Here is a 24,251-nt window from a genome sequence, read left to right on the forward strand (position 1 = left end):
TGTCAGTCGGTCCCGATAACTTACGTGCGTCTTATTCGCGCCACGCGCTTACGTTCTAGGGGGACCCCTAAGTGACCACTCCGCCGCCCCAGGGCCAGAACCCGTTCGCCCAGGGCCAGCAGCCCTACGGACAGCCGCCCCAGGGCCAGGCTCCGTACGGTCCGCCGCCGCAGGGGTATCCCCAGCAGCCGGGTTACCCCCAGCAGCCCGGCCAGCCGGGCTTCCCGCAGCAGGGACCGATTCCCTACGCTCCGGTCGCACCGCAGCGCCCGAAGCGCGGCGTCAAGTGGTACCTGCGTATCGTCGTCGTGGTCTGTGCGCTCATAGCTGCCGGCGTCGGCTACATATCGAGCCGCCACGACCCCGACACCGCCAAGGTCGGCGACTGCATGAGTATCAGCGACCCGAACAGCGCCACCGACCCTGGCCTCAAGGTCGTGGACTGCACCAGCTCCAAGGCCAAGTACAAGGTCGCAGAAAAGAAGAGCGACAACTCCGGCTGCGACCGTACCAAGTACGCCGAGTACACCCAGACCGGTAAGAGCGACTTCACCCTCTGCCTGTCGGAGTACTCCGCCAAGTAAGGGCCTCGCCCACGATCGAAGGGGCGGTGTTTCACGTGAAACACCGCCCCTTGCCGTTCTCCGGCACAGACCCCAGGGTCATGTTTCACGTGAAACATGACCCCACACGGTCCGTTCCGTGAGCCTCAGCCCTGCTCGGCCCACCACTCCTTGAGTGCCGTCACCGCCGCGTCATGCTCCATCGGCCCGTTCTCCAGCCTCAGCTCCAGCATGAACTTGTACGCCTGGCCGATCGCCGGGCCAGGGCCGATGCCCAGGATCTCCATGATCTGGTTGCCGTCGAGGTCGGGACGGATCGCGTCCAGCTCCTCCTGCTCCTGGAGCTCGGCGATGCGTTCCTCCAGGCCGTCGTACGCCTGCGAGAGCGTCGTCGCCTTGCGCTTGTTGCGCGTAGTGCAGTCGGAGCGGGTCAGCTTGTGGAGACGGTCGAGGAGCGGCCCCGCGTCACGTACATAGCGACGGACCGCGGAGTCCGTCCACTCGCCGGTGCCGTATCCGTGAAAGCGCAGATGAAGTTCGACCAGACGCGAGACGTCCTTCACGAGGTCGTTGGAGTACTTGAGCGCCGTCATCCGCTTCTTGGTCATCTTCGCTCCCACCATTTCGTGGTGGTGGAAGGAGACCCGCCCGTCCGTCTCGAAGCGCCGCGTCCTCGGCTTGCCGATGTCGTGCAGCAGCGCGGCGAGCCGGAGCGTCAGGTCCGGACCATTCTCTTCGAGCGCCATGGCCTGTTCCAGGACGATCAGCGTGTGGTCATAGACGTCCTTGTGCCGGTGATGCTCATCACGCTCCAGTCGCAGCGCGGGAAGCTCCGGCAGCACATGGTCGGCGAGGCCGGTGTCCACGAGCAGCGTCAGACCCTTGCGCGGGTGAGCGGAGAGGACCAGCTTGTTCAGCTCGTCCCGCACCCGCTCCGCCGAGACGATCTCGATGCGCCCGGCCATGTCCGTCATCGCGGCGACGACGTCGGGGGCCACCTCGAAGTCGAGCTGCGCGGCGAACCGCGCGGCCCGCATCATCCGCAGCGGATCGTCGGAGAAGGACTCCTGGGGCGTACCCGGAGTGCGCAGCATCCGCGCGGACAGGTCGTCCAGACCACCGTACGGATCGATGAACGCCTTCTCCGGCAGCGCCACGGCCATCGCGTTCACGGTGAAGTCACGGCGCACGAGGTCTTCCTCGATCGAGTCGCCGTAGGACACCTCGGGCTTGCGCGAGGTCCGGTCGTACGCCTCGGAGCGGTACGTCGTGATCTCGATCTGGAAGGACTGCTGCACGTCGTCCACGCGGGCGTCCTTCTGCGCGCCGACGGTGCCGAAGGCGATCCCGACCTCCCAGACGGCGTCCGCCCAGGGCCGCACGATCTTCAGCACGTCATCCGGGCGAGCGTCGGTCGTGAAGTCCAGATCATTGCCGAGCCGGCCAAGGAGCGCGTCCCGGACCGAGCCGCCGACCAGGGCGAGTGAGAACCCCGCCTCCTGGAAACGGCGGGCGAGCTCGTCGGCGACAGGGGACACCCGCAACAGTTCACTCACCGCGCGGCGCTGCACCTGACTCAGGGCACTGGGGTTGTCTTCGTTGGCGTTCGGCACAACAGAAAAGGGTACGTGGCCGAGGCACTCGGGGGCGCCTCCATAAAACGTGCACAGCCATCCCCTTCTCATAGGGGGATCAATACTTACGCATACAGGACACTCGACCCTGTCTCCTGATCTTGTGGAGCGGTCCGCGGCACTTACCCTCAGCGCGCATCGTTACCATGCGTGGACGCACATTCCGACGACCACTGACGATGACGAGGGACGGGCGAGCGCGTGGCCGAGGCGGCAGACTTCCAGGGGATGAGTCCCTCACCTGCCCGCCGGTGGCTGCGGCGCACCGGCACACTGCTGGCCGGTGCGCCCCTGCTGGCCGGCGTGCTCCAGCTGCCCGCTTCCCCGGCCGCACACGCCGCTCAGACGGCCGCTGTGGCCGACGCCACCGGGTCCGGCACGGTGGACGTCTCCCTCGACTCGCTGACCCCCAGCGCGCCCACGGACGGCGACACGATCACCGTCTCCGGTTCGGTCACCAACAAGGGCAAGCAGACGGTCACGGGCGCGCACGTGGGCCTGCGCGTGGGCCCGACGCTCCAGGGCCGGGTCGCCATCGACGACGCGGAGAAGCGCACCGGGTTCCAGCTGGGCCCGGACCCCCTGGAGGTCGGCGGCAAGTACGTCGAGAAGTTCTCCAAGCTCGCCGCGGGCGTCTCGCAGCACTTCAGCATCTCGGTGCCCGTCAAGGACCTGAACCTCGACTCCGACGGTGTGTACCAGCTCGGCGTCTCCCTCACCGGCCAGACCGCCGCGCAGCCATGGGACCAGGTGCTCGGCATCGAGCGGACGTTCCTGCCCTGGCAGCCCGCCGGCGCCGACACGAAGACGAAGACGACGTATCTCTGGCCGCTGATCTCGACGGTCCACCTGCGGGCGGAGACCGGCTCGGACGCGCAGCAGACGCCGGTCTTCCAGAACGACGACCTGGCCAAGGAGATCTCTCCCGGCGGCCGCCTGGACCAGCTCCTGTCCCTGGGCAGCGACCTTGATGTCACCTGGGTCCTCGACCCGGACCTGCTGGCCTCCGTCGACGCCATGACGCGCAGCTACCAGATCAAGAACGGCGACACCACGACGGCAGGCAAGAACCAGGCCGTCGCCAAGGCGTGGCTCGACAAGCTCGAGAAGACCGTCGCGGACAAGGACAAGGAAGTCGTCGCTCTCCCCTTCGCCGACCCCGACCTCGCGTCGCTCGCGCACAACGGCAAGGACGTCCCGGGCTCCCTCAGCCACCTCAAGGACGCCACGGACGTGGCCTCCAGCACGGTCCAGACGATCCTCCATGTGAAGCCGGACACGGACTTCGCCTGGCCCACCGAGGGTGCCGTCGATCCGTCGATCGTCAAGGTCGCCACCTCCGCCGGCGCCGACAAGGTCATCGCCCGCAGCGACAGCCTGCGCGAGACCGGCGGGCTGACCTACACGCCCTCCGCCGCCCGTCCCATCGGGGGCGGCACCACTGCGGTGGTCGCGGACTCCAGGCTGTCGACCGCGTTCGAGGGCGACATGGCGAAGGCCGACAACTCGACGCTCGCCGTGCAGGAATTCCTGGCCCAGAGCCTGATGGTCAATCTGCAGGAGCCGAACAAGCAGCGAAGCATCGTCGTCGCCCCGCAGCGCACGCCCTCCGTGAGCCAGGCCCAGACCATGGCGACGGCGGTGAGGGCCCTCCAGGACGGAAACTGGTCCGACTCCCAGAACCTCTCCGCGGCCGCCAAGGCCAAGCCGGACCCGAGCGCCACGACGAAGGTGCTCTCGTCCTCCTCGTACCCCTCCTCGCTGCGCAAGCAGGAGCTGCCGAGGTCGGCCTTCGAGCAGATCCAGCGCACACAGAGCATGCTCGACAACTTCAAGGTCATCCTCACCGACAAGTCCCGCGTGGTCACTCCCTTCGGCCGGGCCATAGACCGGGGGATGTCGACGTCCTGGCGTGGCCGTGCCGACCAGGCGGAGATCTTCCGCGAGGGCGTCGAGTCGTACCTCGGCGACCTGACCGGTCTCGTCAGGCTGATCGACAAGTCCGACGCGAAGCTGTCGGGCCGCAGTGCCACGATCCCGGTGACGGTGCAGAACAACCTCGTGCAGGGCGTCCACCACCTGGTGCTGCGTCTCACCTCACAGCAGCCGACCCGACTCAAGATCGGCAACGACGCCTTCGACGAGCGGCCGATCCAGGTCGCGGGCGAGCACAGCCAGTCGGTGAAGTTCACCACCTCCGCCAAGGCCAACGGTCCGGTGACGGTCGTCGCGCAGTTGTTCACGGACGACGGCCAGGCGTACGGTCCCCCCGTCAAGTTCGAGGTGAAGGTCACCGAGATCACTCCCACGGTGATGCTGGTCATCGGTGGTGGCGTCCTGCTCCTCGTGCTCGCCGGATTCCGGATGTACACCCAGCGCAAGCGTGCGGCGGCCCGCCAGGCCGAGGAGGAGCAGGAGGACACCCCCGACACCGAGGGCGGGGCCGAGGCCCCGAACGGCGTGAACAAGGACGCCGAGGGCACCGTAGACACTACTGACGACACCGAGCGCTCCAAGGACGGTCCCGACGGGGAGTCCACGACGGAGTCCGGGGCAGACGACCCGGAGCACCCGAGTGACCCGACACCGGACACCGCACCGGAAAGCACCGACCCGTCCGGCACGGGTGAGAGAGTGGACCGTTGAGCGATGTCGTGGCCGGTGGGCCCGGGGACGATGAGGTGGGGTAACCATGAACGCGCCGTACGACGGTGACCGCGGCCAGGGCGCGGGCAACTCGGGCTACCCCGAGGGCCACCCGGACCAGGCCGCGGGCGGCTCGGGCTACCCGGACCAGGGCATGGCCAACGCCGGTTACCCCGAGGGGTACCCGGAGGGGCCACCGGCCGACCCCGCGCAGCAGCCGCAGGGGCAGTACCAGGACATGTACTTCCAGGACACCTACACCCAGGACCCGTACCGGGCGCAGGACCTCGCCGCCCAGGATCCGGTGACCGAGGCGCTCTACGACCGTGCGGCACACCCCCCGCCGCCCCCGGGCTCCTACTACCCGCAGCAACCGCTCTACGCCCAGCCGCCCACCTCGCAGTACACCCCCGACCCCCGTGTGTGGGCCCAGACGCCCCCGCCGGAGCCCGCGGGCCCGACGCGGCACCTGCCCTACGGCGAGGACGCCCGCACGACCCAGTTCGTCGGTGTGGACGACCTCGTGACCCAGGCCGGCGAGCAGCAGCACGAGCCCGACGCCTTCGCGCATCTCTTCCGCGACCAGGGCCAGGCAGGCACCCGTACCTCCGTCGCCCCGCCCGGCGTACCGTCGCCGACCCAGGAACCGGCTCCGGCCGCCCCGCACGCCCCCGCACCCGAACCGGCGCCCGCCGCGAAGAAGTCCGGCGGCCGCGCCTCGGGCCTGCTGAAGTCCAGCGCGGTGATGGCGGCGGGCACGCTGGTGTCCCGGCTCACCGGCTTCATCCGCTCCGCGCTGATCGTCTCGGCCCTGGGCATCGGCTTCCTCGGCGACTCCTTCCAGGTCGCGTACCAGCTGCCGACCATGATCTACATCCTCACCGTGGGCGGCGGCCTCAACTCGGTCTTCGTGCCGCAGCTGGTACGCGCCATGAAGGACGACGAGGACGGCGGCGAGGCCTTCGCCAACCGGCTGCTGACCCTCGTCATGGTGGCGCTCGGCGTACTCACCGCACTCGCGGTCTTCGCCGCTCCGCTGCTCGTCCGAATGCTGTCGACGTCGGTCGCGGACAACCCCGCGGCCAATGAGGTCGCCGTCACCTTCACCCGCTACTTCCTGCCCACGATCTTCTTCATGGGCATCCACGTGGTGATGGGCCAGATCCTCAACGCCCGCGGAAAATTCGGCGCGATGATGTGGACCCCGGTCCTGAACAACATCGTCATCATCGTGACGCTCGGCATGTTCATCTGGGTGTACGGCACCGCGGCGAACTCCGGCATGGAGGTCACGAACATCCCGCCGGACGGCCAGCGGCTCCTCGGTGTCGGCGTCCTCCTCGGCCTCGTCGTGCAGGCCCTCGCGATGATCCCGTATCTGCGCGAGACCGGATTCCGGATGCGGCTGCGCTTCGACTGGAAGGGCCACGGCCTCGGCAAGGCCGCGATGCTCGCCAAGTGGACCGTGCTCTTCGTCCTCGCCAACCAGGCGGGCGCCCTCGTCGTCACCCAGCTGGCCACCGCCGCCACCAATGACAGCAAGGTCACGGGCGTCGGCTTCTCCGCCTACGCCAACGCCCAGCTCGTGTGGGGCCTGCCGCAGGCCATCATCACGGTCTCGTTGATGGCGGCGCTGCTTCCGCGCATCGCCCGTTCGGCCCATGAGGGAGACAGCGGAGCCGTCCGTGACGACATCTCTCAGGGACTGCGCACGACTGCCGTGGCCATCGTGCCGATCGCCTTCGGCTTCGTCGCCCTCGGCATCCCGATGTGCACCCTGATCTTCGGTTCCTCGGGCACCAGCGAGGCCACCAACATGGGCTTCATGCTCATGGCCTTCGGCCTCGGCCTGATCCCGTACTCCGTGCAGTACGTCGTCCTGCGTGCCTTCTACGCGTACGAGGACACCCGCACCCCCTTCTACAACACGGTCATCGTCGCCGCCGTCAACGCCGTGGCCTCCGCAGCGTGCTACCTCGTCCTTCCGGCCCGCTGGGCCGTGGTCGGCATGGCCGCCTCCTACGGTCTCGCCTACGCGATCGGCGTCGGTGTCGCCTGGAACCGGCTGCGCAAGCGGCTCAGCGGTGACCTGGACGGCACCCGCGTCCTGCGGACGTACGCCCGTCTCGGCATCGCCTCGGTGCCCGCGGCCCTGCTGAGCGGCGCGGCCTGCTACGGCATCGGCCACACCCTCGGACAGGGCGTCGGGGGCTCCCTGGCAGCCCTCCTCGCGGGCGGCATCGCCCTGCTCGGTGTCTTCTACGTCGCCGCGCGGAAGATGCGCATCGAAGAACTCAACTCAATGGTCGGAATGGTCCGCGGGCGCCTGGGGCGCTGAGTCGGGGGTACGCGCACAACCATCGTCCGTCGCCGTGTGTCGTGCATAGCGCCGGACTGTGGGCACAATTGGTTTCTGCGTCGGACAGCGCGCAATGAATGGGGAGGCGGGAACGACGGTGGCGGAACGGAGCACGGCTGCCGTCGACGTGGCAGACAACAGCGGTGACGAGCCGCTGACCGCGAAGGCGGACCAGTCCACGTCCGACGGGGTGGCCCAGAACCGGGAGCGGGAGACGGACAGCGAAGAGGCACAGGGGAGCGGCGGGACCGACAGTCCCGGAAAGGCCTCACCGCCCGAACTGCACAGTGGTCACAAACTCGCCGGGCGTTACCGCCTCGAGGAGTGTGTCACCCGTCTGGACGGTTTCAGCAGTTGGCGTGCGGTGGACGAGAAACTCCGCCGCGCCGTCGGTGTGCATCTCCTGCCCGCCGACCATCCACGGGCCCGCTCCGTACTGGCGGCGGCCCGTTCCTCGGCCCTGCTGGGCGATCCCCGGTTCGTCCAGGTCCTGGACGCGGTCGAGGAGAACGACCTCGTCTATGTGGTGCACGAGTGGCTGCCGGACGCCACAGAGCTGACCGCGCTGCTCGCCTCGGGCCCGCTGGAGGAGCACGAGGCCTACCAGATGGCCAGCCAGGTCTCCCAGGCCATGGCCGCCGCGCACCGTGAGGGCCTCGCGCATCTGCGGCTGACGCCCAGCGCCGTGCTGCGCACCTCGACCGGCCAGTGGCGCATCCGTGGGCTCGCCGTGAACGCCGCGCTGCGCGGCATCAGCTCGGACACCCCGCAGCGCACCGACACCGAGGCGATCGGGGCGCTCCTGTACGCCACGCTCACCCAGCGCTGGCCCTACGACAACCACGCCTACGGTCTGTCCGGGCTGCCCAAGGGGGTCGGCCTGATCGCCCCCGACCAGGTACGCGCAGGCGTCCACCGCGGCCTGTCGGAGCTCGCCATGCGCGCGCTCGCCAACGACGGCGCGACCGCCTCCCGCCACGAGACTCCGTGCACCACGCCGGAGGAACTGGTGAAGGCGATCGCCGAGATGCCCCGCATCCGCCCGCCGGAGCCCGCGTTCACGGCCCCGCCGGAGTACCAGCGCACCTCGTACCAGCAGGGCTACGGCCGCCCCGCGCCCCACATGGGCGCCACGCAGCCCGTGACGGCCCCGCCGCCCCCGCTGCAGAGCCGTACCGGCAAGGCCCTCAAGTGGGCCGTGTCGGCCCTCCTGATCGCCGCCTTGGGCCTCGGCAGCTGGCAGCTCGCGGACGCCCTGATGGAACACCGCAAGTCCGACGACACACAGAAGACCAAGACGACGGACGGCAACGGCAAGGGCACCGACAAGACCAAGCCGCTCAAGCCGATCGCCATCGCCGGCGCGCAGGAGTACGTCGCGAAGGGTGACGCCCAGGCGCCCGGGGACGTGGGCAAGACGTACGACGGCGACAGCTCGACGTATTGGCGGAGCAAGAGCTTCGTGGACGGTCCGGAGATGAAGCCGGCCTTCAAGCCCGGCGTCGGCATCGTCTACGACCTCGGTTCGCAGCAGACCGTCACGGCGGCTTCGATAGGGCTCCGGTACCCCGGTGATCACACGACGATCACCCTCTACGGAACGGACTCGATGAGTTCCTCGAAATCGGTGGATTCGATGACGAAGATCGGGACCGTCACGACGAGCGGCACCAGCGCGAAGATCACGGTCAGCAAGAAGGCGAAGACCCGGTACGTGCTGCTCTGGATCACGGCAATGCCCTACGCGTCCGGTGATCAGTACAGCGGCGCCGGCTACAAGCAAGCCATCACGGACGTGAAGTTCACCGGCTGACGTTCGTCGACGAGGGGGAGGGGGTCCGATGGCCGATGAAACCGGATACGGCGATGCAAGCGATCAGGACCTCCTCGCCCGCCACGTAGAGGGCGACCCTGACGCCTTCGGCGAGATCGTGCGGCGCCATCGCGACCGGCTCTGGGCGGTCGCCCTGCGGACGCTGGGAGACCGCGAGGAGGCCGCTGACGCCGTCCAGGACGCGCTGGTCTCCGCTTATCGGGCCGCTCACACCTTCCGCGGCCAGTCGGCCGTCACGACCTGGCTGCATCGCATCACGGTGAACGCCTGTCTGGACCGCGCCCGCAAAGCCGCGTCCAGGAAGACGTCTCCCGTCGATGACACCGAACGCCTGGAACAGCTCCTCGAACCGCACGAGTCCGCCTCCGCCCCGGCCGAGCGCAACGACCTGCACCGCGAGCTGCTGGCGGCACTGAGTACGCTCCCGGCCGACCAGCGCGCAGCTCTCGTCCTGGTGGACATGCAGGGCTACCCCGTGGCGGAGGCGGCCCGCGTCCTCGACGTACCCGTCGGCACCGTGAAGAGCCGTTGTGCACGGGGCAGAGCCAGACTGCTCCCGCTGCTCACCCATCTCCGTGCGGACAACGGAAGCGGCGGCGGCAACAAGTCGGGCGGCGGAAGGAACCGGACGCAGGGGGCATCCGTCCCACCGGCAGCGGGACCGCACGATGCAGGTCCACGCGATGCAGGACCAAGCGATTCAGCTGCTGTGAAGGGCGGAGGTGGGCGAGCGTGACATCCACGACGGATACGGCCGGGCACCCGGATGTCGCGGAGATCTCCGACCTCTCCGAGGGGCTGCTTCCGCCTTCCCGCACCGCGGACGTACGGCGACACCTCGACGAGTGCATGCTCTGCGCCGACGTGTACGACTCCCTGGAGGAGATCCGGGGGCTGCTCGGCACTCTGCCGGGACCTACGCGCATGCCCGATGATGTGGCCGGCCGTATCGACGCCGCCCTTGCCGCAGAGGCTCTGCTGAGTGCCACGGCGCCCGACCGCGACGCGGCCGAGGACGAACGAGCGAGTGTTTCACGTGAAACATCGGTCGCCGTTTCACACACGTCGGGCGAACCGAGCCCTGCTTCCCTCATGGACCGTCCCTCGGGACATCCTCACGCTGCCACCGGCCCCGGCCGCTCGCGTCGGGGCCGCCGTGGGCGCCGCAGGGTGGTCGTTCTCGGCACGGTGTTCACGGCCGCCGCTCTCGGGCTGGGCGCGATCCTCGTGCAATCGCTGGGCGACGGCTCCGGCAAGAGCCCGCAGTCGGTGACGCAGCAGGGGGCGAAGGACACTTTTTCCGAGGGGGAGCTGAAGACTCAGGTCGCGGGTCTCCTCGCGAAGAACAAGAGCGCGAGCACCCGCTCCGCCAGCCCGAAGCGTCCCTGGGGAGTCGAGTCCAACGACGCGGGCAACGGGTCCGCCGGGGTCGACACCTTGATCACACCCACCGTGCAGGTCCCCGAGTGCATTCAGAAGGGGACCGGGAGCAGCGCGACGATCCTCGCGGCGCAGCAGGGCACATACAAGGGGACGACGGTGTATCTCGTCGTAGTGCCCGACGCCTCCGACAGCACGAAGGTCACGGCGTACATCGTCGAAGCCGCGTGCGTAAAGCAGGCTTCGGCGTCCCCTGGCAAGCTCCTGGTGACGCACTCGTACGCCCGCTCCTGAGCGCCTCCGCGTCGACCGGCCGACTCCCCAGTAACCCCATGGCATCTCTGTGCGGTGTCTCGTCTCCGTGTGCCCGGGCACACGGGGAATGCAAGCCCCTTAGGATCCGTTGGGTGGGGTGAGAGTTCTGAGAGAGGCTCCCACCGGCAGTACGCAGCAGTCTCCAGAGACGAGGAATCAACCCGTGAGCGACGTCCGTAACGTGATCATCATCGGATCCGGGCCTGCCGGCTATACGGCAGCGCTCTACACCGCGCGCGCGTCGCTGAAGCCGTTGGTCTTCGAAGGCGCCGTCACCGCCGGTGGTGCGCTGATGAACACCACCGAGGTGGAGAACTTCCCCGGTTTCCAGGACGGCATCATGGGCCCCGAGCTCATGGACAACATGCGCGCCCAGGCCGAGCGCTTCGGTGCCGAGCTGATCCCGGACGACATCGTCGCCGTCGACCTGACGGGCGAGATCAAGACCGTCACGGACACCGCGGGCACCGTGCACCGCGCCAAGGCCGTGATCGTCACGACGGGCTCGCAGCACCGCAAGCTCGGTCTGCCCAACGAGGACGCGCTCTCCGGACGCGGCGTCTCGTGGTGCGCGACCTGTGACGGCTTCTTCTTCAAGGACCAGGACATCGCCGTGATCGGCGGCGGCGACACCGCGATGGAGGAAGCCACCTTCCTCTCCCGCTTCGCCAAGTCCGTGACGATCGTGCACCGTCGTGACACTCTGCGCGCCTCCAAGGCGATGCAGGAGCGTGCCTTCGCCGACCCGAAGATCAACTTCGTCTGGGACAGCGAGATCGCTTCGATCGAGGGCGCCCCCAAGCTTGCCGGCCTGAAGCTGCGCAACCTCAAGACCGGTGAGATCTCCGACCTGGCGGTGACCGGCCTGTTCATCGCGATCGGCCACGACCCGCGCACTGAGCTCTTCAAGGGCCAGCTCGACCTGGACGAGGAGGGCTACCTCAAGGTCGAGGCGCCTTCGACCCGGACGAACCTGACCGGTGTCTTCGGCGCCGGTGATGTCGTCGACCACACGTACCGCCAGGCGATCACCGCGGCCGGTACCGGCTGCTCCGCCGCCCTCGACGCCGAGCGTTATCTCGCTGCCCTCGCGGACAGCGAGACCGCCGCGGCTGCCACCGTCTGACCCCCGTCCGCCCCACCGCACCAACCAGTTAAGGAGCCCGCTGTGGCCGGCACCCTGAAGAATGTGACCGACGACTCCTTCGAGCAGGACGTCCTCAAGAGCGACAAGCCCGTCCTGGTGGACTTCTGGGCCGCCTGGTGCGGTCCTTGCCGCCAGATCGCGCCGTCCCTCGAGGCGATCGCCGCGGAGTACGGCGACCAGATCGAGGTCGTCAAGCTCAACATCGATGAGAACCCGGGTACGGCCGCCAAGTACGGCGTCATGTCCATCCCGACCCTGAACGTCTACCAGGGTGGCGAGGTCGCCAAGACCATCGTGGGTGCGAAGCCGAAGGCCGCGATCGTCCGCGACCTGGAGGACTTCATCACCGAGGGCGCCGAGAAGACCGTCTGACCGGAAGCACCGTCCTGCGAAGGCGGCGATGTTTCACGTGAAACACGAATGGGCCAGCCCGGAAGGGCTGGCCCATTCGTGTGACGGAGGGGTTGCCCCGGCGCGGGGCATCACGGCTACAGAGGACGAAGCGCCGGTTCCTTCTGTACCGCCCCCAGAAGGCGGTCCAGAGCCAACTCCACGTCTTCCTTCCAGGAGAGCGTCGTCCGCAGCTCCAGCCTCAGACGGGGGTATCTGGGGTGCGGGCGTACCGTCTTGAAGCCGACCGCGAGGAGATGGTCGGCGGGGAGCACACAGGCCGGTTCCTTCCACCGTGCGTCCCCGAAAGCCTCGATCGCCTTGAAGCCTCGCCGCAGCAGATCCTTGGCGACCGTCTGGACCATCACCCGGCCGAGTCCCTGTCCCTGATAGCCCGGCATGATGAAGGCAGTCATCAGCTGGACGGCGTCCGGTGAGACCGGGCTCGTGGGGAACGCCGTGGAGCGGGGTACATAGGCAGGGGGTGCGTACAGCACGAAGCCCACCGGTACGTCGTCCACGTAGACGACGCGGCCGCACGATCCCCACTCAAGCAGGACGGCGGAGATCCACGCCTCCTTCTCGAGTTCGGGCCTTCCCGCCTTTACCGCGGCTTCCCCACTGACGGGATCCAGTTCCCAGAAGACACACGCGCGACAGCGCTTGGGAAGGTCCGGAAGGTTGTCCAGCGTGAGCGGTACGAGCCGGCGCCCCATGAAGGATGTTCCTCGCTTCCCTCGCCCGCAGCGTCGCGAGCGGCTGTCAGAGCGCTTCGCTCCCTGAGCAGACTGCCGATGAACCCACCGACCGCCCCCAGTCCCAGGCCCGCGGTCACCAGTCCGGTACGGCTCACGGTTTGCATGGCCCCCGCCTCCCCGATGAAGGTGCCGCCAGGTGGATGCGCCATACCCAATCGCATCGTATCCACGATGCGATTGCATCAATACTGCCTGAAAGCAAAGAGCAGGCCGTGTTCCGGTACACACCGGACACGGCCCGCTCTAGCGGCCGGCCGACGGGGACCACCCCGTCGCCGGGCGGCTCAGGCCTCCGTGTCCTCGGAGTCGTCGTCCAGGAGGCTCCTCTGGAGAACGCCTCCCTCACCCGGGGCGAGAGAGCTGAGGATCCGCTCGAGGTCGTCCATCGAGGCGAACTCGACCGTGATCTTTCCCTTCTTCTGCCCCAGGTCGACCTTCACGCGGGTCTCGAAACGGTCCGAGAGGCGGGTGGCGAGGTCGCTCAGCGCCGGGGAGAGCCGGGCACCGGCCCGCGGTCCCTTGGAGCGCGGAGCGGTCTGGGGGCGCGATCCCATGAGGGTGACGATCTCCTCGACAGCCCGCACCGACAGTCCCTCGGCTACGATGCGGTGGGCCAGCCGGTCCTGCTCCTCCGAGTCCGCGACGGAGAGCAGGGCGCGGGCGTGGCCCGCGGAGAGCACTCCGGCGGCGACACGACGCTGAACCGCCGGCGAGAGCTTCAGCAGCCGCAGGGTGTTGGAGACCTGCGGGCGCGAGCGGCCGATACGGTCCGCCAGCTGATCGTGCGTGCAGTTGAAGTCCTGCAGCAGCTGGTCGTAGGCGGCCGCCTCTTCCAGCGGGTTCAGCTGGGCGCGATGCAGGTTCTCCAGCAGCGCGTCCAGGAGAAGCTTCTCGTCCTCCGTGGCCCGCACGATCGCGGGAATGGCCTCAAGCCCCGCCTCACGGCAGGCACGGAAGCGCCGCTCGCCCATGATGAGCTCGTAGCGCGTCGGCCCCACCTGCCGCACGACGACCGGCTGGAGAAGTCCGACCTCCTTGATGGAGGTGACCAGCTCGGCAAGAGCGTCCTCGTCAAACACCTCACGGGGCTGACGCGGGTTGGGGGTGATGTAGTCGAGGGGCAGTTCAGCGAAGTGAGCACCGACAGGCGCGGAAGGCACCTCCGGGCTTCCGATCGTCGGCGGTTCCTCTGTTTCATGTGAAACAGGCGGCAGTGTGGTCACCTTCGCCGCAGCCACCCCGCGCTCTGCCGTGAGCACGGGTACGGCAGCCGAGGAGGCGGAGGATCCACCTGCCGGCGAGGGAACCGTCTTCTCTGTCGGAGCCGCGGGGATCAGTGCGCCGAGGCCCCGCCCCAGCCCTCGTCGTCGCTCACTCACTGGATCCCCTCCACCATGTTCTGACTGTTCTGTACGCCCACGTGGGCGTTCTGCGCGTCGTACGCCACTCCGACTCCGCGGAGGGCGATTTCTCGTGCAGCCTCAAGATACGAGAGAGCGCCGCTAGACCCTGGATCGTAGGTCAGCACCGTCTGACCGTAGCTCGGGGCCTCGGAGATACGGACCGAGCGAGGAATGCTCGTCCGCAACACCTCGTCACCGAAGTGGCTACGCACCTCGTCCGCGACCTGGGACGCAAGGCGCGTCCGGCCGTCGTACATGGTGAGCAGGATCGTCGAGACATGGAGGTTGGGGTTGAGATGCCCCCGTACCAGGTCGACGTTACGCAGGAGCTGGCCCAGGCCTTCCAGCGCGTAGTACTCGCACTGGATAGGGATGAGGACCTCCGCACCGGCGACCAGCGCGTTGACCGTGAGGAGGCCGAGCGAGGGTGGGCAGTCGATGAGGATGTAGTCCAGTGGCTGCTCATACGCCTGGATCGCTCGCTCCAGCCGGCTCTCCCGTGCCACCAGGGACACCAGCTCGATCTCCGCACCGGCGAGATCGATCGTGGCAGGCGCACAGAAGAGACCCTCGACATCGGGGACCGGCTGGACGACTTCGGAGAGCGGCTTGCTGTCAATCAGCACGTCGTAGATGGAAGGCACTTCGGCGTGATGGTCGATACCCAGCGCGGTGGAGGCGTTGCCCTGAGGGTCGAGGTCGATCACCAGGACACGGCCGCCATGCAGGGCAAGCGAGGCAGCAAGGTTGACCGTAGTCGTGGTCTTGCCCACCCCACCCTTCTGGTTGGCGACCACCATGACGCGTGTCTGTTCGGGCCGTGGCAGGCCCTCACCGGCGCGACCCAGCGCCTCCACCGCCAGTTGGGCAGCACGACCAATAGGAGTGTCGTCCATTGGGGGCGGTGTTTCACGTGAAACATCCTCCCCCATCGACTCGGTACGGGGACCGGGGACCGGATCGGTCATCGGTCCCGCGATGTTGGCGTCGGACCGCAAGGATTCACTCTCCTCGACTTCAGGCTCGCAATGAACAGAGCCTCCCATGTCTTCGGGGTCGTGAACCAGCGAGGCCCGTTGTTCTGTGGAGAAATCCACCTCTGTGGACAACTCCGCACCCTCCGCGAGTGAACCAAGAGGCTTCCGGTCGCGGGGTTCGGCCGCGGCGCGGCCGCGACTGATGATGCCGTGCAGCAGTGAGCGACGTTTCACGTGAAACACGATGCCTAGCGGTCAGGGTCATCGCGGCGCGACACTCCGAGATGCGTAGGTTTGGCAGCTTGTGTGGAGTACGGCTCGCCGTCAGGACGGATGAGTCGGAGTGACAAAGAACTCCCGGCTCCGCCCTGCGGAACCGGGAGTCCACGATTCATTGCGCGCTCAGGATCAGCGCCGTCGGCGCGTCCGCCCCGTCCGGGCCGCCTTCGCCCTTTTCGCGGCGAAGCGCACGCCACCCGGGCTCTCCCCGACCTCCACCCGCACCACGGTCGACAGCGGGTCCACAATGCCCTCGCCGACGTGCAGGATGGACGTCTCCACGGCGCCGAGCTTGCTGAGGGCCGTCGCGGCGCTCTTCAGCTCCTCCTCGGCGGTGTCGCCCTTGAGAGCCAGCATCTCGCCGTACGGGCGGAGAAGAGGGATGCCCCACGTCGCCAGCCGGTCCAGTGGAGCGACAGCCCGGGCCGTCACCACGTGGACCGCCGGCAGCTTGCCCATGACCTCCTCGGCGCGGCCGCGCACGACGGTCACATGGTCGAGGCCGAGGAGCTCGACGACCTCGGTGAGGAAGTTGGTCCGCCGCAGCAGCGGCTCCAGCAGAGTGATCTTGATGTCTTCCCGGACCAGGGCCAGCGGGATGCCGGGCAGCCCCGCGCCGGAGCCGACGTCGCACACGGTCACACCCTCGGGCACGACCTCGGAGAGCACCGCGCAGTTCAGGATGTGCCGCTCCCACAGCCGGGGTACTTCGCGGGGGCCGATCAGCCCTCGCTGCACTCCCGCCTCGGCCAGCAGCTCCGCGTACCGGACCGCGTCTGCGAAGCGATCGCCGAATACCTCGCGCGCCTGCTCGGGCGCAGGGGGAAGCTCCGCTGCCTCCGTCACGGGGACCGTCCTTCCGTACCGCATAAGCGCGCTGGGCGCTGACCACCAGGGCTATCAGGGATTACCAGGAACTACGAGGGACTATCAGGCTGACAAAGTTCGGCCCCGCCTGCTCAACAGACGGGGCCGAAGGAACCTTCGTACCGATCAGGCGGGAAGCACGACGACGAAGCGCTGCGGCTCCTCGCCCTCGGACTCACTGCGCAGACCCGCGGCCTTGACCGCGTCGTGGACGACCTTGCGCTCGAAGGGCGTCATCGGCTTCATCTTCACCGGCTCGCCGGAGCTCTTCACCTCGGCCGCGGCCTTGGCGCCCAGCTCGGAGAGCTCCTCGCGCTTCTTGGCCCGGTAGCCGGCGATGTCCAGCATCAGCCGGCTGCGGTCCCCGGTCTCCCGGTGAACGGCCAGGCGCGTGAGCTCCTGGAGGGCCTCGAGCACCTCGCCGTCGCGACCGACCAGCTTCTGCAGGTCACGGCTGCTGGCGTCGCTGATGATCGAGACAGCGGCGCGGTCGGCCTCGACGTCCATGTCGATGTCGCCGTCGAGATCGGCGATGTCCAGCAGACCCTCGAGGTAGTCCGCCGCGATCTCGCCTTCCTGCTCAAGGCGGGTCAGGGTGTCGCCCTCAGCGGCGGCGGAGGTGGTGCCTTCCGTCACGGGATGGACTCCTTCTTACTTCTTGGACGGGGACTTGGGCCGCTGCGGACCCTTGCGCTGTCCGGACTGGGCTTTGCTGCGGGTACCGGTGCCCGGCTTGTTGCCGCCGCCGGCCGGCTTGGCGGCGGTCTTGGCGTCCTGGGGCTCGTCGGACTTGGTCAACGAGGTCTTCGGCTCGGGCTCACCCGCCGCCTTCGCCCCGCCGGCAGCCGTGCCCGACTGGCGCTGGGACTTGGACTGGCGCTTCGGCTGCTGACGCTTGGGAGCGCCGCCGGCGGTGGTCGTGGTGCCGTCCTCGCCCTCGACAGCCGCCTCGGCCTGACCCTTCACGACAGTGCCGTCGGCCTGGGCCACCAGGCCCACCTTGGTCAGGCTGTTGATGAACTTGCGCTCGAACTCGTTGCGGTCGCGACCCTTGGCGACGATCGCCTTGACGATGGCCTTCTCGCCACGGCTGCGCGTCTTCTCGTGGTGCGTGACGTGCTTCTGCAGGCGCTCGAGGTACGCGGCCTGAGCCTTGGAACCCGGGGTCGGGTTGTTGCGGATGACGTACATCTGCTGGCCCATGGTCCACACGTTGGTGGTCAGCCAGTAGACGAGGACACCGACCGGGAAGTTGATGCCGAAGACGGCGAACATGACCGGGAAGACGTACATCAGCATCTTCTGCTGCTGCATGAAGGGCGTCTTCACCGTGGTGTCGACGTTCTTCGTCATCAGCTGGCGCTGCGTGTAGAACTGCGACGCCGACATCATCACGATCATGATCGCGGTGACGACCCGGACATCGGTCAGCGAGGCACCGAGTGCCTCGACCTTGCTCTGGCCGTCCGTGAACTTCGCGGCCAGCGGGGCGCCGAAGATGTGCGCCTTACGAGCGCTGGCCAGCAGCGACTCGTTGATGACGCCGATCGTCGTGCCGGTCGCGATGCCGTTGAGCACGTGGTACAGAGCGAAGAAGAACGGCGACTGCGCCAGGATGGGAAGGCACGAGGAGAGCGGGTTGGTACCCGACTCCTTGTACAGCTTCATCATCTCTTCGGACTGGCGCTGCTTGTCGTTCTTGTAGCGCTCCTGGATCTTCTTCATCTCGGGCTGCAGCGTCTGCATGGCCCGGGTGGCCTTGATCTGCTTCACGAAGAGCGGGATCAGGCAGATACGGATCAGGATCACCAGGGACACGATGGACAGGCCCCAGGCCCAGCCCGTATCGGGACCGAAGATCTTCCCGTACACAGAGTGGAACTGGACGATGACCCAGGAAACGGGTGTCGTGATGAAGCTGAACAGACTGGCAATCGTGTCCACTAATCAGGCTCCTTGAGCATGGGACGGGGTCTCGGCGGCCGGGCTCGAGGGATGGTCGGACATTCCATGACCCTCAATGGCCGGTTCGGCGGCGGAGTTCCCGCCCTTGCGTGCGCGCCAGGCGTTACGCAGCATTTCGTGCCACCGCGGACGCTTGCGCGGCGGAACATGGTCCACGCCGCCCAGCGACCACGGATTGCACCGGAGGATGCGCCAGGCGGTGAGTGCCGTTCCCTTGATCGCACCGTGCCGGTCGATGGCCTGGTAGCCGTAGTGGGAGCACGACGGGTAGTACTTGCACACCGGCCCGAGCAGCGGGCTGATCGTCCACTGGTACAGCTTGATAAGAGCCAGCAGCGGGTACTTCATCGCGCGCCCCCTCCCAGCAGCCGCTGAAGGGCGGCATCCAGGTCTCGGGCCAGCTGTTCATGGTCGGCGTCGCCCGCACCGGGCAGCGCTCGTACGACTACCAGGCTACCGGGGGGCAACTGGGCGACTCGGTCACGCATCAGATGGCGAAGTCTGCGCTTCACCTTGTTGCGGACAACCGCTCCACCCACGGCCTTGCTCACGACGAAACCCGCACGCGTCGGGGGAGCGCTCTCCCCAGGCGCGTGCGGGTCCGTTGCACCGCTACGTAGATGGACGACGAGGAGCGGGCGTCCGGCCCGGCGTCCTCGGCGTACCGCGGTCGCGAAGTCCTCGCGCCGCCTCAGCCGATGCTCGGTAGGCAGCACGACATCATGACCTGTTGTTATCAGGCGGACAGGCTGGCGCGACCCTTGCCACGGCGGTTCGCGAGAATCGCGCGGCCGGCACGGGTGCGCATCCGCAGGCGGAAGCCGTGGGTCTTGGCGCGACGACGGTTGTTCGGCTGGAAGGTGCGCTTGCTCACTCGGGGGCTCCAGAAAGAATCGGTGGTGGCGGGGTGCCGCCTTGGCTGTCACCGTGCGCCCACGAGGTAGCTCGTATTACGCCCGAGTGCACCGCTTCCCGATCACTCTTCGCGATCTGTGCCCATCGGAGGCAGGCGGCAGCAGCCATCGACAACTCGACCTGGTTACGGTACGCGCGGCTACGCCATCCGGTCAAACCAGCTCCTGGCGGGAGACACTATCCACAGGCTGGGGACAACAACTTGAACCGCAGCGGTCGCCCTGACTACCGTGGCTGAACTCCGATTCGTTCCCTTCCCACCGCCCCAGCGGATTTGTTCCCACCGCCCCACCCGACTGACTTCCCAACCTGTTCCCAGAACCACACGTTCGTGGGACCCGTGAGAGAGCGTGCCCTGTGGCTGACGTACCTGCCGATCTTGCCGCAGTGTGGCCACGAGTACTGGAACAGCTCCTCGGTGAGGGCCGCGGTCAGGGTGTGGAGGCGAAGGACGAGCACTGGATCAAGCGCTGCCAGCCGCTGGCGCTGGTCGCGGACACCGCGCTGCTCGCGGTTCCGAACGAATTCGCGAAGGGCGTCCTCGAAGGACGTCTCGCGCCGATCGTCAGTGACACGCTGAGCCGCGAGTGCGGCCGCCCCATCCGCATCGCGATCACCGTCGACGACTCGGCCGGGGAACCCCAGCCTCCGACGCCCCCAGCCCCCCAGCCCCGGTACGAGGAGCCCGAGCTCCCCTCCGGCTCGGGCCAGGGCCGTGACACGTACGACGGTCAGGGCGGCGACGAGCGGAACCCCTACGGCGGCCAGAGCGGCGAGGACCGGAGCGCCTACGGCGGCGCTCAGGGCGGCGAGGACCGCAACGGCTACGGCGGCCAGAGCCGTGACGAGCGCCACGGTTACGACTCCCAGGGCCGCGAAGACCGGGGCGGCTACGACTCCCCGGGCCGTGACGAGCGCAACCCCTATGACGCACAGCGTCGCGACGGATACGAGGGGTACGGTCGCCACCGCGCCGACGACCACCGGGGTGATCACCGAGGCGGTCGCTCCGACCAGCTCCCGGGCGCCCCTGGCGACCAGCTGCCGTCAGGCCGCTCCGACCAGGTGCCCTCGTCGCGCGCGGACCACCTGCCGACCGCCCGCCCCGCCTATCCGGACTACCAGCGCCCCGAACCCGGCGCCTGGCCGCGGCACGCCCAGGACGACTACGGCTGGCAGCAGCAGCGTCTCGGCTTCCCCGACCGCGACCCGTACGCCTCGCCCTCGCAGGACTACCGGCCGCAGTCGATGGAGCGCCCGCCCTACGAGCAGCAGCGCCAGGACTACGACCAGCCGCGCTCCGAATACGAGCGCCCCGACCGCCGCGACCTTCAGGAACCGTCCTCGGGCGGTGCGCCGCTGCATCGCGGCGGCCCCTCGCTGCCGTCCTCGAGCGGCGCGCCCGGCCCGCTGGGCGCGAAGCCCGCGCCGGCGTCCGGTCCGGGCGAGCCCACCGCGCGCCTCAACCCGAAGTACCTCTTCGACACGTTCGTCATCGGCGCGTCGAACCGTTTCGCGCACGCGGCCGCGGTCGCCGTCGCCGAGGCGCCCGCGAAGGCGTACAACCCGCTCTTCATCTACGGGGAGTCGGGTCTCGGCAAGACGCACCTGCTGCACGCGATCGGGCACTACGCGCGCAGCCTCTACCCGGGCACCCGTGTGCGGTACGTGAGCTCCGAGGAGTTCACCAACGAGTTCATCAACTCCATCCGCGACGGCAAGGGCGACAGCTTCCGCAAGCGGTACCGCGAGATGGACATCCTGCTGGTCGACGACATCCAGTTCCTGGCGGACAAGGAGTCGACGCAGGAGGAGTTCTTCCACACCTTCAACACGCTCCACAACGCGAACAAGCAGATCGTGCTCTCCAGCGACCGGCCGCCCAAGCAGCTGGTGACCCTGGAGGACCGGCTGCGGAACCGTTTCGAGTGGGGTCTGATCACGGACGTCCAGCCGCCCGAGCTGGAGACCCGTATCGCCATCCTTCGTAAGAAGGCGGTGCAGGAGCAGCTCAACGCTCCGCCGGAGGTGCTCGAGTTCATCGCGTCCCGGATCTCGCGCAACATCCGTGAGCTGGAGGGCGCGCTGATCCGGGTGACGGCGTTCGCGTCGCTCAACCGGCAGCCGGTGGATCTCGGGCTGACGGAGATCGTCCTGAAGGACCTGATCCCGGGCGGCGAGGACTCCGCCCCGGAGATCACCGCGACCGCGATCATGGCGGCCACCGCGGACTACTTCGGCCTCACGGTGGACGACCTGTGCGGGTCCTCACGCAGTCGCGTCCTGGTGACCGCGCGGCAGATCGCCATGTACCTGTGCCGCGAGCTCACCGATCTCTCGCTGCCGAAGATCGGCGCGCAGTTCGGCGGCCGCGACCACACGACCGTCATGCACGCCGACCGCAAGATCCGCGCGCTGATGGCAGAGCGCCGCTCCATCTACAACCAGGTCACCGAGCTCACCAACCGCATCAAGAACGGCTGACAGGAGCGGCGGTACGCCGCCGAGGGCGCCCCGGGACACGTTCCCGAGGGCGCCTTTCGCTGTTCTGGCCCGCGGATCTCGCATGCGCGCCGGGACGGATTCCGGCAGCAGTCCCAGCGCTTCCGGCACCCGCTCCGCGAGGACTCCGGGAGGTTCTGGACCTCGCTCCGAGGGGGCCTCCGAGAACTTCTGAGAGCTTCTGAGGCCCGTCCCCAGGCCGTCGGCTCTCTTTTCACCGCTACCGGAACGACATCAGCTGTTCGATTACGGGCCTGGTTACGGCCACTCTCCACAGATTCGGTGACTTTCTGGCGTCCACACCCTGGGGACCGCGAAGTTGTCCCGAACGTGTCCACAGGGGCCGCTGTTGAAAGACCATCAGACCAGGTCAGTCCCCTGTGGATTCGTGGACGAAGACTCTCCACACCCTGTGGACGAAGAAAACATCCACAGGGTGTGCGCGAAGTTGTCCACCGGCGACCCACAGGCTGGAGCCGGTTGTCCCCAGCCAACCCCAGCTTCTCCACATCCCTGTCCACTGTTCGGCAACGTGACGCGCCCGATCACCGTGTCGAGTGAAAGCCGTCACACCAGGGTGCCGGATTGGCCTGTGGGGAACGTGGGTAAAGCTGGGGACGGATCTGGGGAGAAGTGGCCCGAGGCTGTGCATCGAGTGTGCAGAACTTTTCGTCGTCCACAGAGACCCCCGGTTGTCCACCGCCTCCACCCACAGGGTCAGTGGACAAAAAATCCCGTCTGACCTGCGAAAACGCGGTTATCCACGGTTTCCACAGGCCCTACTACTAAGACCAACTAGATAGAGGCTGGGAATCGTTTCGAAGACGGGGCTGTGCACAACTCGCTCTCGGAGGCTCAGGTGCCGCTCGGCACGACTTGACCCCGAGAGGCACCGACTGTCAGTGCGGTGCGTCAGACTGGTCCCCGGTGTCCTGCCCGCCACAGGGCTGAACGACACCGAGTCAGACGACGAAGGCCAGCAGGGCGAGAGCGCCGGCAACAGACGGAGGCGGCAACGGTGAAGATCCGGGTGGAACGCGACGTACTCGCGGAGGCAGTGGCCTGGGCGGCACGCAGCCTCCCGGCCCGTCCGCCGGCGCCTGTGCTCGCCGGCCTCCTTCTGAAGGCCGAGGAGGGCTCCCTGAGCCTCTCCAGCTTCGACTACGAGGTCTCGGCACGCGTCTCGGTGGACGCGGAGGTCGACGAGGAGGGCACGGTCCTCGTCTCCGGCCGCCTGCTCGCGGACATCTGCCGCGCCCTCCCCAACCGGCCGGTGGAGATTTCCACAGACGGTGTACGGGCCACCGTGGTCTGCGGCTCCTCGCGATTCACACTCCACACCCTGCCTGTGGAGGAGTACCCCGCGCTGCCGCAGATGCCGTCGGCGACCGGCACCGTCCCCGGTGAGGTCTTCGCCTCGGCGGCCGCCCAGGTGGCCATCGCGGCGGGCCGTGACGACACGCTGCCCGTGCTCACCGGTGTGCGCATCGAGATCGAGGGCGACACGGTCACGCTGGCCTCCACCGACCGCTACCGCTTCGCGGTCCGCGAGTTCCTGTGGAAGCCGGAGAACCCCGAGGCGTCCGCGGTGGCCCTGGTGCCCGCCAAGACGCTCCTGGACACCGCCAAGGCCCTCACGAGCGGCGACAGCGTGATCCTCGCGCTGTCCGGCTCGGGCGCGGGCGAGGGTCTGATCGGCTTCGAGGGCGCGGGCCGGCGTACGACCACCCGCCTGCTGGAGGGCGACCTGCCGAAGTACCGCTCGCTGTTCCCGACGGAGTTCAACTCCATCGCCGTGATCGAGACCGCCCCCTTCGTGGAGGCCGTCAAGCGTGTGGCCCTGGTCGCCGAGCGCAACACCCCGGTGCGTCTGAGCTTCGAGCAGGGCGTGCTGATCCTGGAGGCGGGCTCCAGCGACGACGCACAGGCTGTGGAAAGGGTCGACGCGCAGTTGGAGGGCGACGACGTCTCGATCGCCTTCAACCCGACGTTCCTGCTCGACGGCCTGAGCGCCATCGACTCGCCGGTGGCCCAGCTCTCCTTCACGACGTCCACGAAGCCCGCGCTGCTGAGCGGCAGGCCCGCGGTGGACGCCGAGGCGGACGAGGCCTACAAGTACCTGATCATGCCGGTGCGTCTGAGCGGCTGAGCGATGTGAGCCCACCGGGCCCGCCGGACGGCCGGTCCGATCGGCCCGGCCGTCCGGCGGGCGCATCCGCACGTGGCGTGAACGCCTGAGCGGCTATGCCCACAGGTGTGCGTGAGCGTCCGGGTTTAGGCTCAGACACAGGTACGAAAGTGCCCTCACGCCACGTCG

At 68.1% G+C, this 24,251-nt stretch carries 20 protein-coding genes; 10 read left to right on the forward strand and 10 right to left on the reverse strand.

Going from position 1 to position 24,251, the window contains the following annotated elements:
* The first annotated feature begins 71 nt into the window (after nt 1–71).
* Nucleotides 72–584 carry a hypothetical protein gene (locus ACIQTP_RS29870; protein ID WP_403405427.1) on the forward strand — a complete coding sequence of 171 codons (513 nt, stop codon included), beginning with the start codon at nt 72–74 and terminating at the stop codon, nt 582–584.
* A 125-nt stretch (nt 585–709) separates the two neighbouring features.
* On the opposite strand, the gene ACIQTP_RS29875 is transcribed toward ACIQTP_RS29870, so the two are convergent.
* Nucleotides 710–2,176: a CCA tRNA nucleotidyltransferase gene (locus ACIQTP_RS29875; RefSeq protein WP_403405430.1), complete on the reverse strand. Its 1,467-nt coding sequence runs from the start codon at nt 2,174–2,176 to the stop codon at nt 710–712.
* A gap of 222 nt (nt 2,177–2,398) precedes the next feature.
* Here ACIQTP_RS29875 and ACIQTP_RS29880 point away from each other — a divergent pair, with 222 nt between their 5' ends.
* From ACIQTP_RS29880 to trxA, 7 genes are all read left to right on the forward strand, one after another.
* On the forward strand, nt 2,399–4,843 hold the full coding sequence (locus tag ACIQTP_RS29880) for a DUF6049 family protein (protein WP_403405433.1): 2,445 nt from the start codon (nt 2,399–2,401) through the stop codon (nt 4,841–4,843).
* A gap of 46 nt (nt 4,844–4,889) precedes the next feature.
* Complete coding sequence (gene murJ, locus ACIQTP_RS29885) at nt 4,890–7,181, forward strand: murein biosynthesis integral membrane protein MurJ (RefSeq protein WP_403405436.1); 2,292 nt, start codon at nt 4,890–4,892, stop codon at nt 7,179–7,181.
* A 118-nt stretch (nt 7,182–7,299) separates the two neighbouring features.
* Entirely contained in the window at nt 7,300–9,015 is a 1,716-nt protein-coding gene (locus tag ACIQTP_RS29890) for a serine/threonine protein kinase (RefSeq protein WP_403405439.1), read from the forward strand.
* A 28-nt stretch (nt 9,016–9,043) separates the two neighbouring features.
* Nucleotides 9,044–9,772 carry an RNA polymerase sigma factor SigM gene (gene sigM / locus ACIQTP_RS29895; RefSeq protein ID WP_403405442.1) on the forward strand — a complete coding sequence of 243 codons (729 nt, stop codon included), beginning with the start codon at nt 9,044–9,046 and terminating at the stop codon, nt 9,770–9,772.
* The gene (locus ACIQTP_RS29900; RefSeq protein ID WP_403405445.1) at nt 9,769–10,710 is read left to right on the forward strand and encodes a hypothetical protein; all 942 of its coding nucleotides are present in this window, start codon (nt 9,769–9,771) and stop codon (nt 10,708–10,710) included. Before sigM ends, ACIQTP_RS29900 begins: the two co-directional genes overlap by 4 nt.
* Before the next feature lie 184 nt (nt 10,711–10,894).
* On the forward strand, nt 10,895–11,857 hold the full coding sequence (trxB, locus tag ACIQTP_RS29905; protein WP_402038925.1) for a thioredoxin-disulfide reductase: 963 nt from the start codon (nt 10,895–10,897) through the stop codon (nt 11,855–11,857).
* A 42-nt stretch (nt 11,858–11,899) separates the two neighbouring features.
* Nucleotides 11,900–12,250: a thioredoxin gene (trxA, locus tag ACIQTP_RS29910; RefSeq protein ID WP_054236436.1), complete on the forward strand. Its 351-nt coding sequence runs from the start codon at nt 11,900–11,902 to the stop codon at nt 12,248–12,250.
* Nucleotides 12,251–12,366: 116 nt separating this feature from the next.
* Here the strand turns inward: trxA and ACIQTP_RS29915 are convergent, their stop codons facing one another.
* The 9 genes from ACIQTP_RS29915 to rpmH form a co-directional block, all read right to left on the reverse strand.
* Entirely contained in the window at nt 12,367–12,984 is a 618-nt protein-coding gene (locus ACIQTP_RS29915) for a GNAT family N-acetyltransferase (RefSeq protein ID WP_054236435.1), read from the reverse strand.
* 326 nt (nt 12,985–13,310) lie between these two features.
* A complete protein-coding gene (locus tag ACIQTP_RS29920; protein WP_403405450.1) occupies nt 13,311–14,405 on the reverse strand; it encodes a ParB/RepB/Spo0J family partition protein in 1,095 nt (364 codons plus the stop codon).
* Complete coding sequence (locus ACIQTP_RS29925; RefSeq protein ID WP_075031515.1) at nt 14,402–15,475, reverse strand: ParA family protein; 1,074 nt, start codon at nt 15,473–15,475, stop codon at nt 14,402–14,404. The genes ACIQTP_RS29920 and ACIQTP_RS29925 overlap by 4 nt, the downstream gene beginning before the upstream one ends.
* 339 nt (nt 15,476–15,814) lie before the next feature.
* Nucleotides 15,815–16,531, reverse strand: a complete 717-nt coding sequence (rsmG, locus tag ACIQTP_RS29930) for a 16S rRNA (guanine(527)-N(7))-methyltransferase RsmG (protein ID WP_402038927.1) — start codon at nt 16,529–16,531, stop codon at nt 15,815–15,817.
* 147 nt (nt 16,532–16,678) lie between these two features.
* Nucleotides 16,679–17,188 carry a R3H domain-containing nucleic acid-binding protein gene (locus ACIQTP_RS29935; protein WP_060901646.1) on the reverse strand — a complete coding sequence of 170 codons (510 nt, stop codon included), beginning with the start codon at nt 17,186–17,188 and terminating at the stop codon, nt 16,679–16,681.
* 15 nt (nt 17,189–17,203) lie between these two features.
* A complete protein-coding gene (gene yidC, locus ACIQTP_RS29940; protein ID WP_403405454.1) occupies nt 17,204–18,496 on the reverse strand; it encodes a membrane protein insertase YidC in 1,293 nt (430 codons plus the stop codon).
* A 3-nt stretch (nt 18,497–18,499) separates the two neighbouring features.
* The gene (gene yidD, locus ACIQTP_RS29945; protein ID WP_054236429.1) at nt 18,500–18,865 is read right to left on the reverse strand and encodes a membrane protein insertion efficiency factor YidD; all 366 of its coding nucleotides are present in this window, start codon (nt 18,863–18,865) and stop codon (nt 18,500–18,502) included.
* Complete coding sequence (gene rnpA / locus ACIQTP_RS29950) at nt 18,862–19,233, reverse strand: ribonuclease P protein component (RefSeq protein WP_075031495.1); 372 nt, start codon at nt 19,231–19,233, stop codon at nt 18,862–18,864. Before rnpA ends, yidD begins: the two co-directional genes overlap by 4 nt.
* A gap of 20 nt (nt 19,234–19,253) precedes the next feature.
* A complete protein-coding gene (gene rpmH, locus ACIQTP_RS29955; protein WP_006381191.1) occupies nt 19,254–19,391 on the reverse strand; it encodes a 50S ribosomal protein L34 in 138 nt (45 codons plus the stop codon).
* A gap of 398 nt (nt 19,392–19,789) precedes the next feature.
* On the opposite strand from rpmH, the gene dnaA reads away from it, so the two are divergent.
* Both dnaA and dnaN read left to right on the forward strand, forming a co-directional pair.
* Nucleotides 19,790–21,916: a chromosomal replication initiator protein DnaA gene (gene dnaA, locus ACIQTP_RS29960; RefSeq protein WP_403405458.1), complete on the forward strand. Its 2,127-nt coding sequence runs from the start codon at nt 19,790–19,792 to the stop codon at nt 21,914–21,916.
* 1,036 nt (nt 21,917–22,952) lie between these two features.
* Nucleotides 22,953–24,083, forward strand: a complete 1,131-nt coding sequence (gene dnaN / locus ACIQTP_RS29965) for a DNA polymerase III subunit beta (RefSeq protein ID WP_168509653.1) — start codon at nt 22,953–22,955, stop codon at nt 24,081–24,083.
* Nucleotides 24,084–24,251 lie beyond the last annotated feature (168 nt).

The sequence above is a fragment of the Streptomyces sp. NPDC090798 genome (genome assembly GCF_044768965.1).
Classification (GTDB): domain Bacteria; phylum Actinomycetota; class Actinomycetes; order Streptomycetales; family Streptomycetaceae; genus Streptomyces.

Excerpts from the sequence above, each read along its gene's own strand:
- murJ (WP_403405436.1), top strand. The coding sequence starts at position 4,890 with ATGAACGCGCCGTACGACGGTGACCGCGGCCAGGGCGCGGGCAACTCG.
- sigM (WP_403405442.1), top strand. The coding sequence starts at position 9,044 with ATGGCCGATGAAACCGGATACGGCGATGCAAGCGATCAGGACCTCCTC.
- ACIQTP_RS29915 (WP_054236435.1), bottom strand. The coding sequence starts at position 12,984 with ATGGGGCGCCGGCTCGTACCGCTCACGCTGGACAACCTTCCGGACCTT.
- ACIQTP_RS29925 (WP_075031515.1), bottom strand. The coding sequence starts at position 15,475 with ATGGGAGGCTCTGTTCATTGCGAGCCTGAAGTCGAGGAGAGTGAATCC.
- yidD (WP_054236429.1), bottom strand. The coding sequence starts at position 18,865 with ATGAAGTACCCGCTGCTGGCTCTTATCAAGCTGTACCAGTGGACGATC.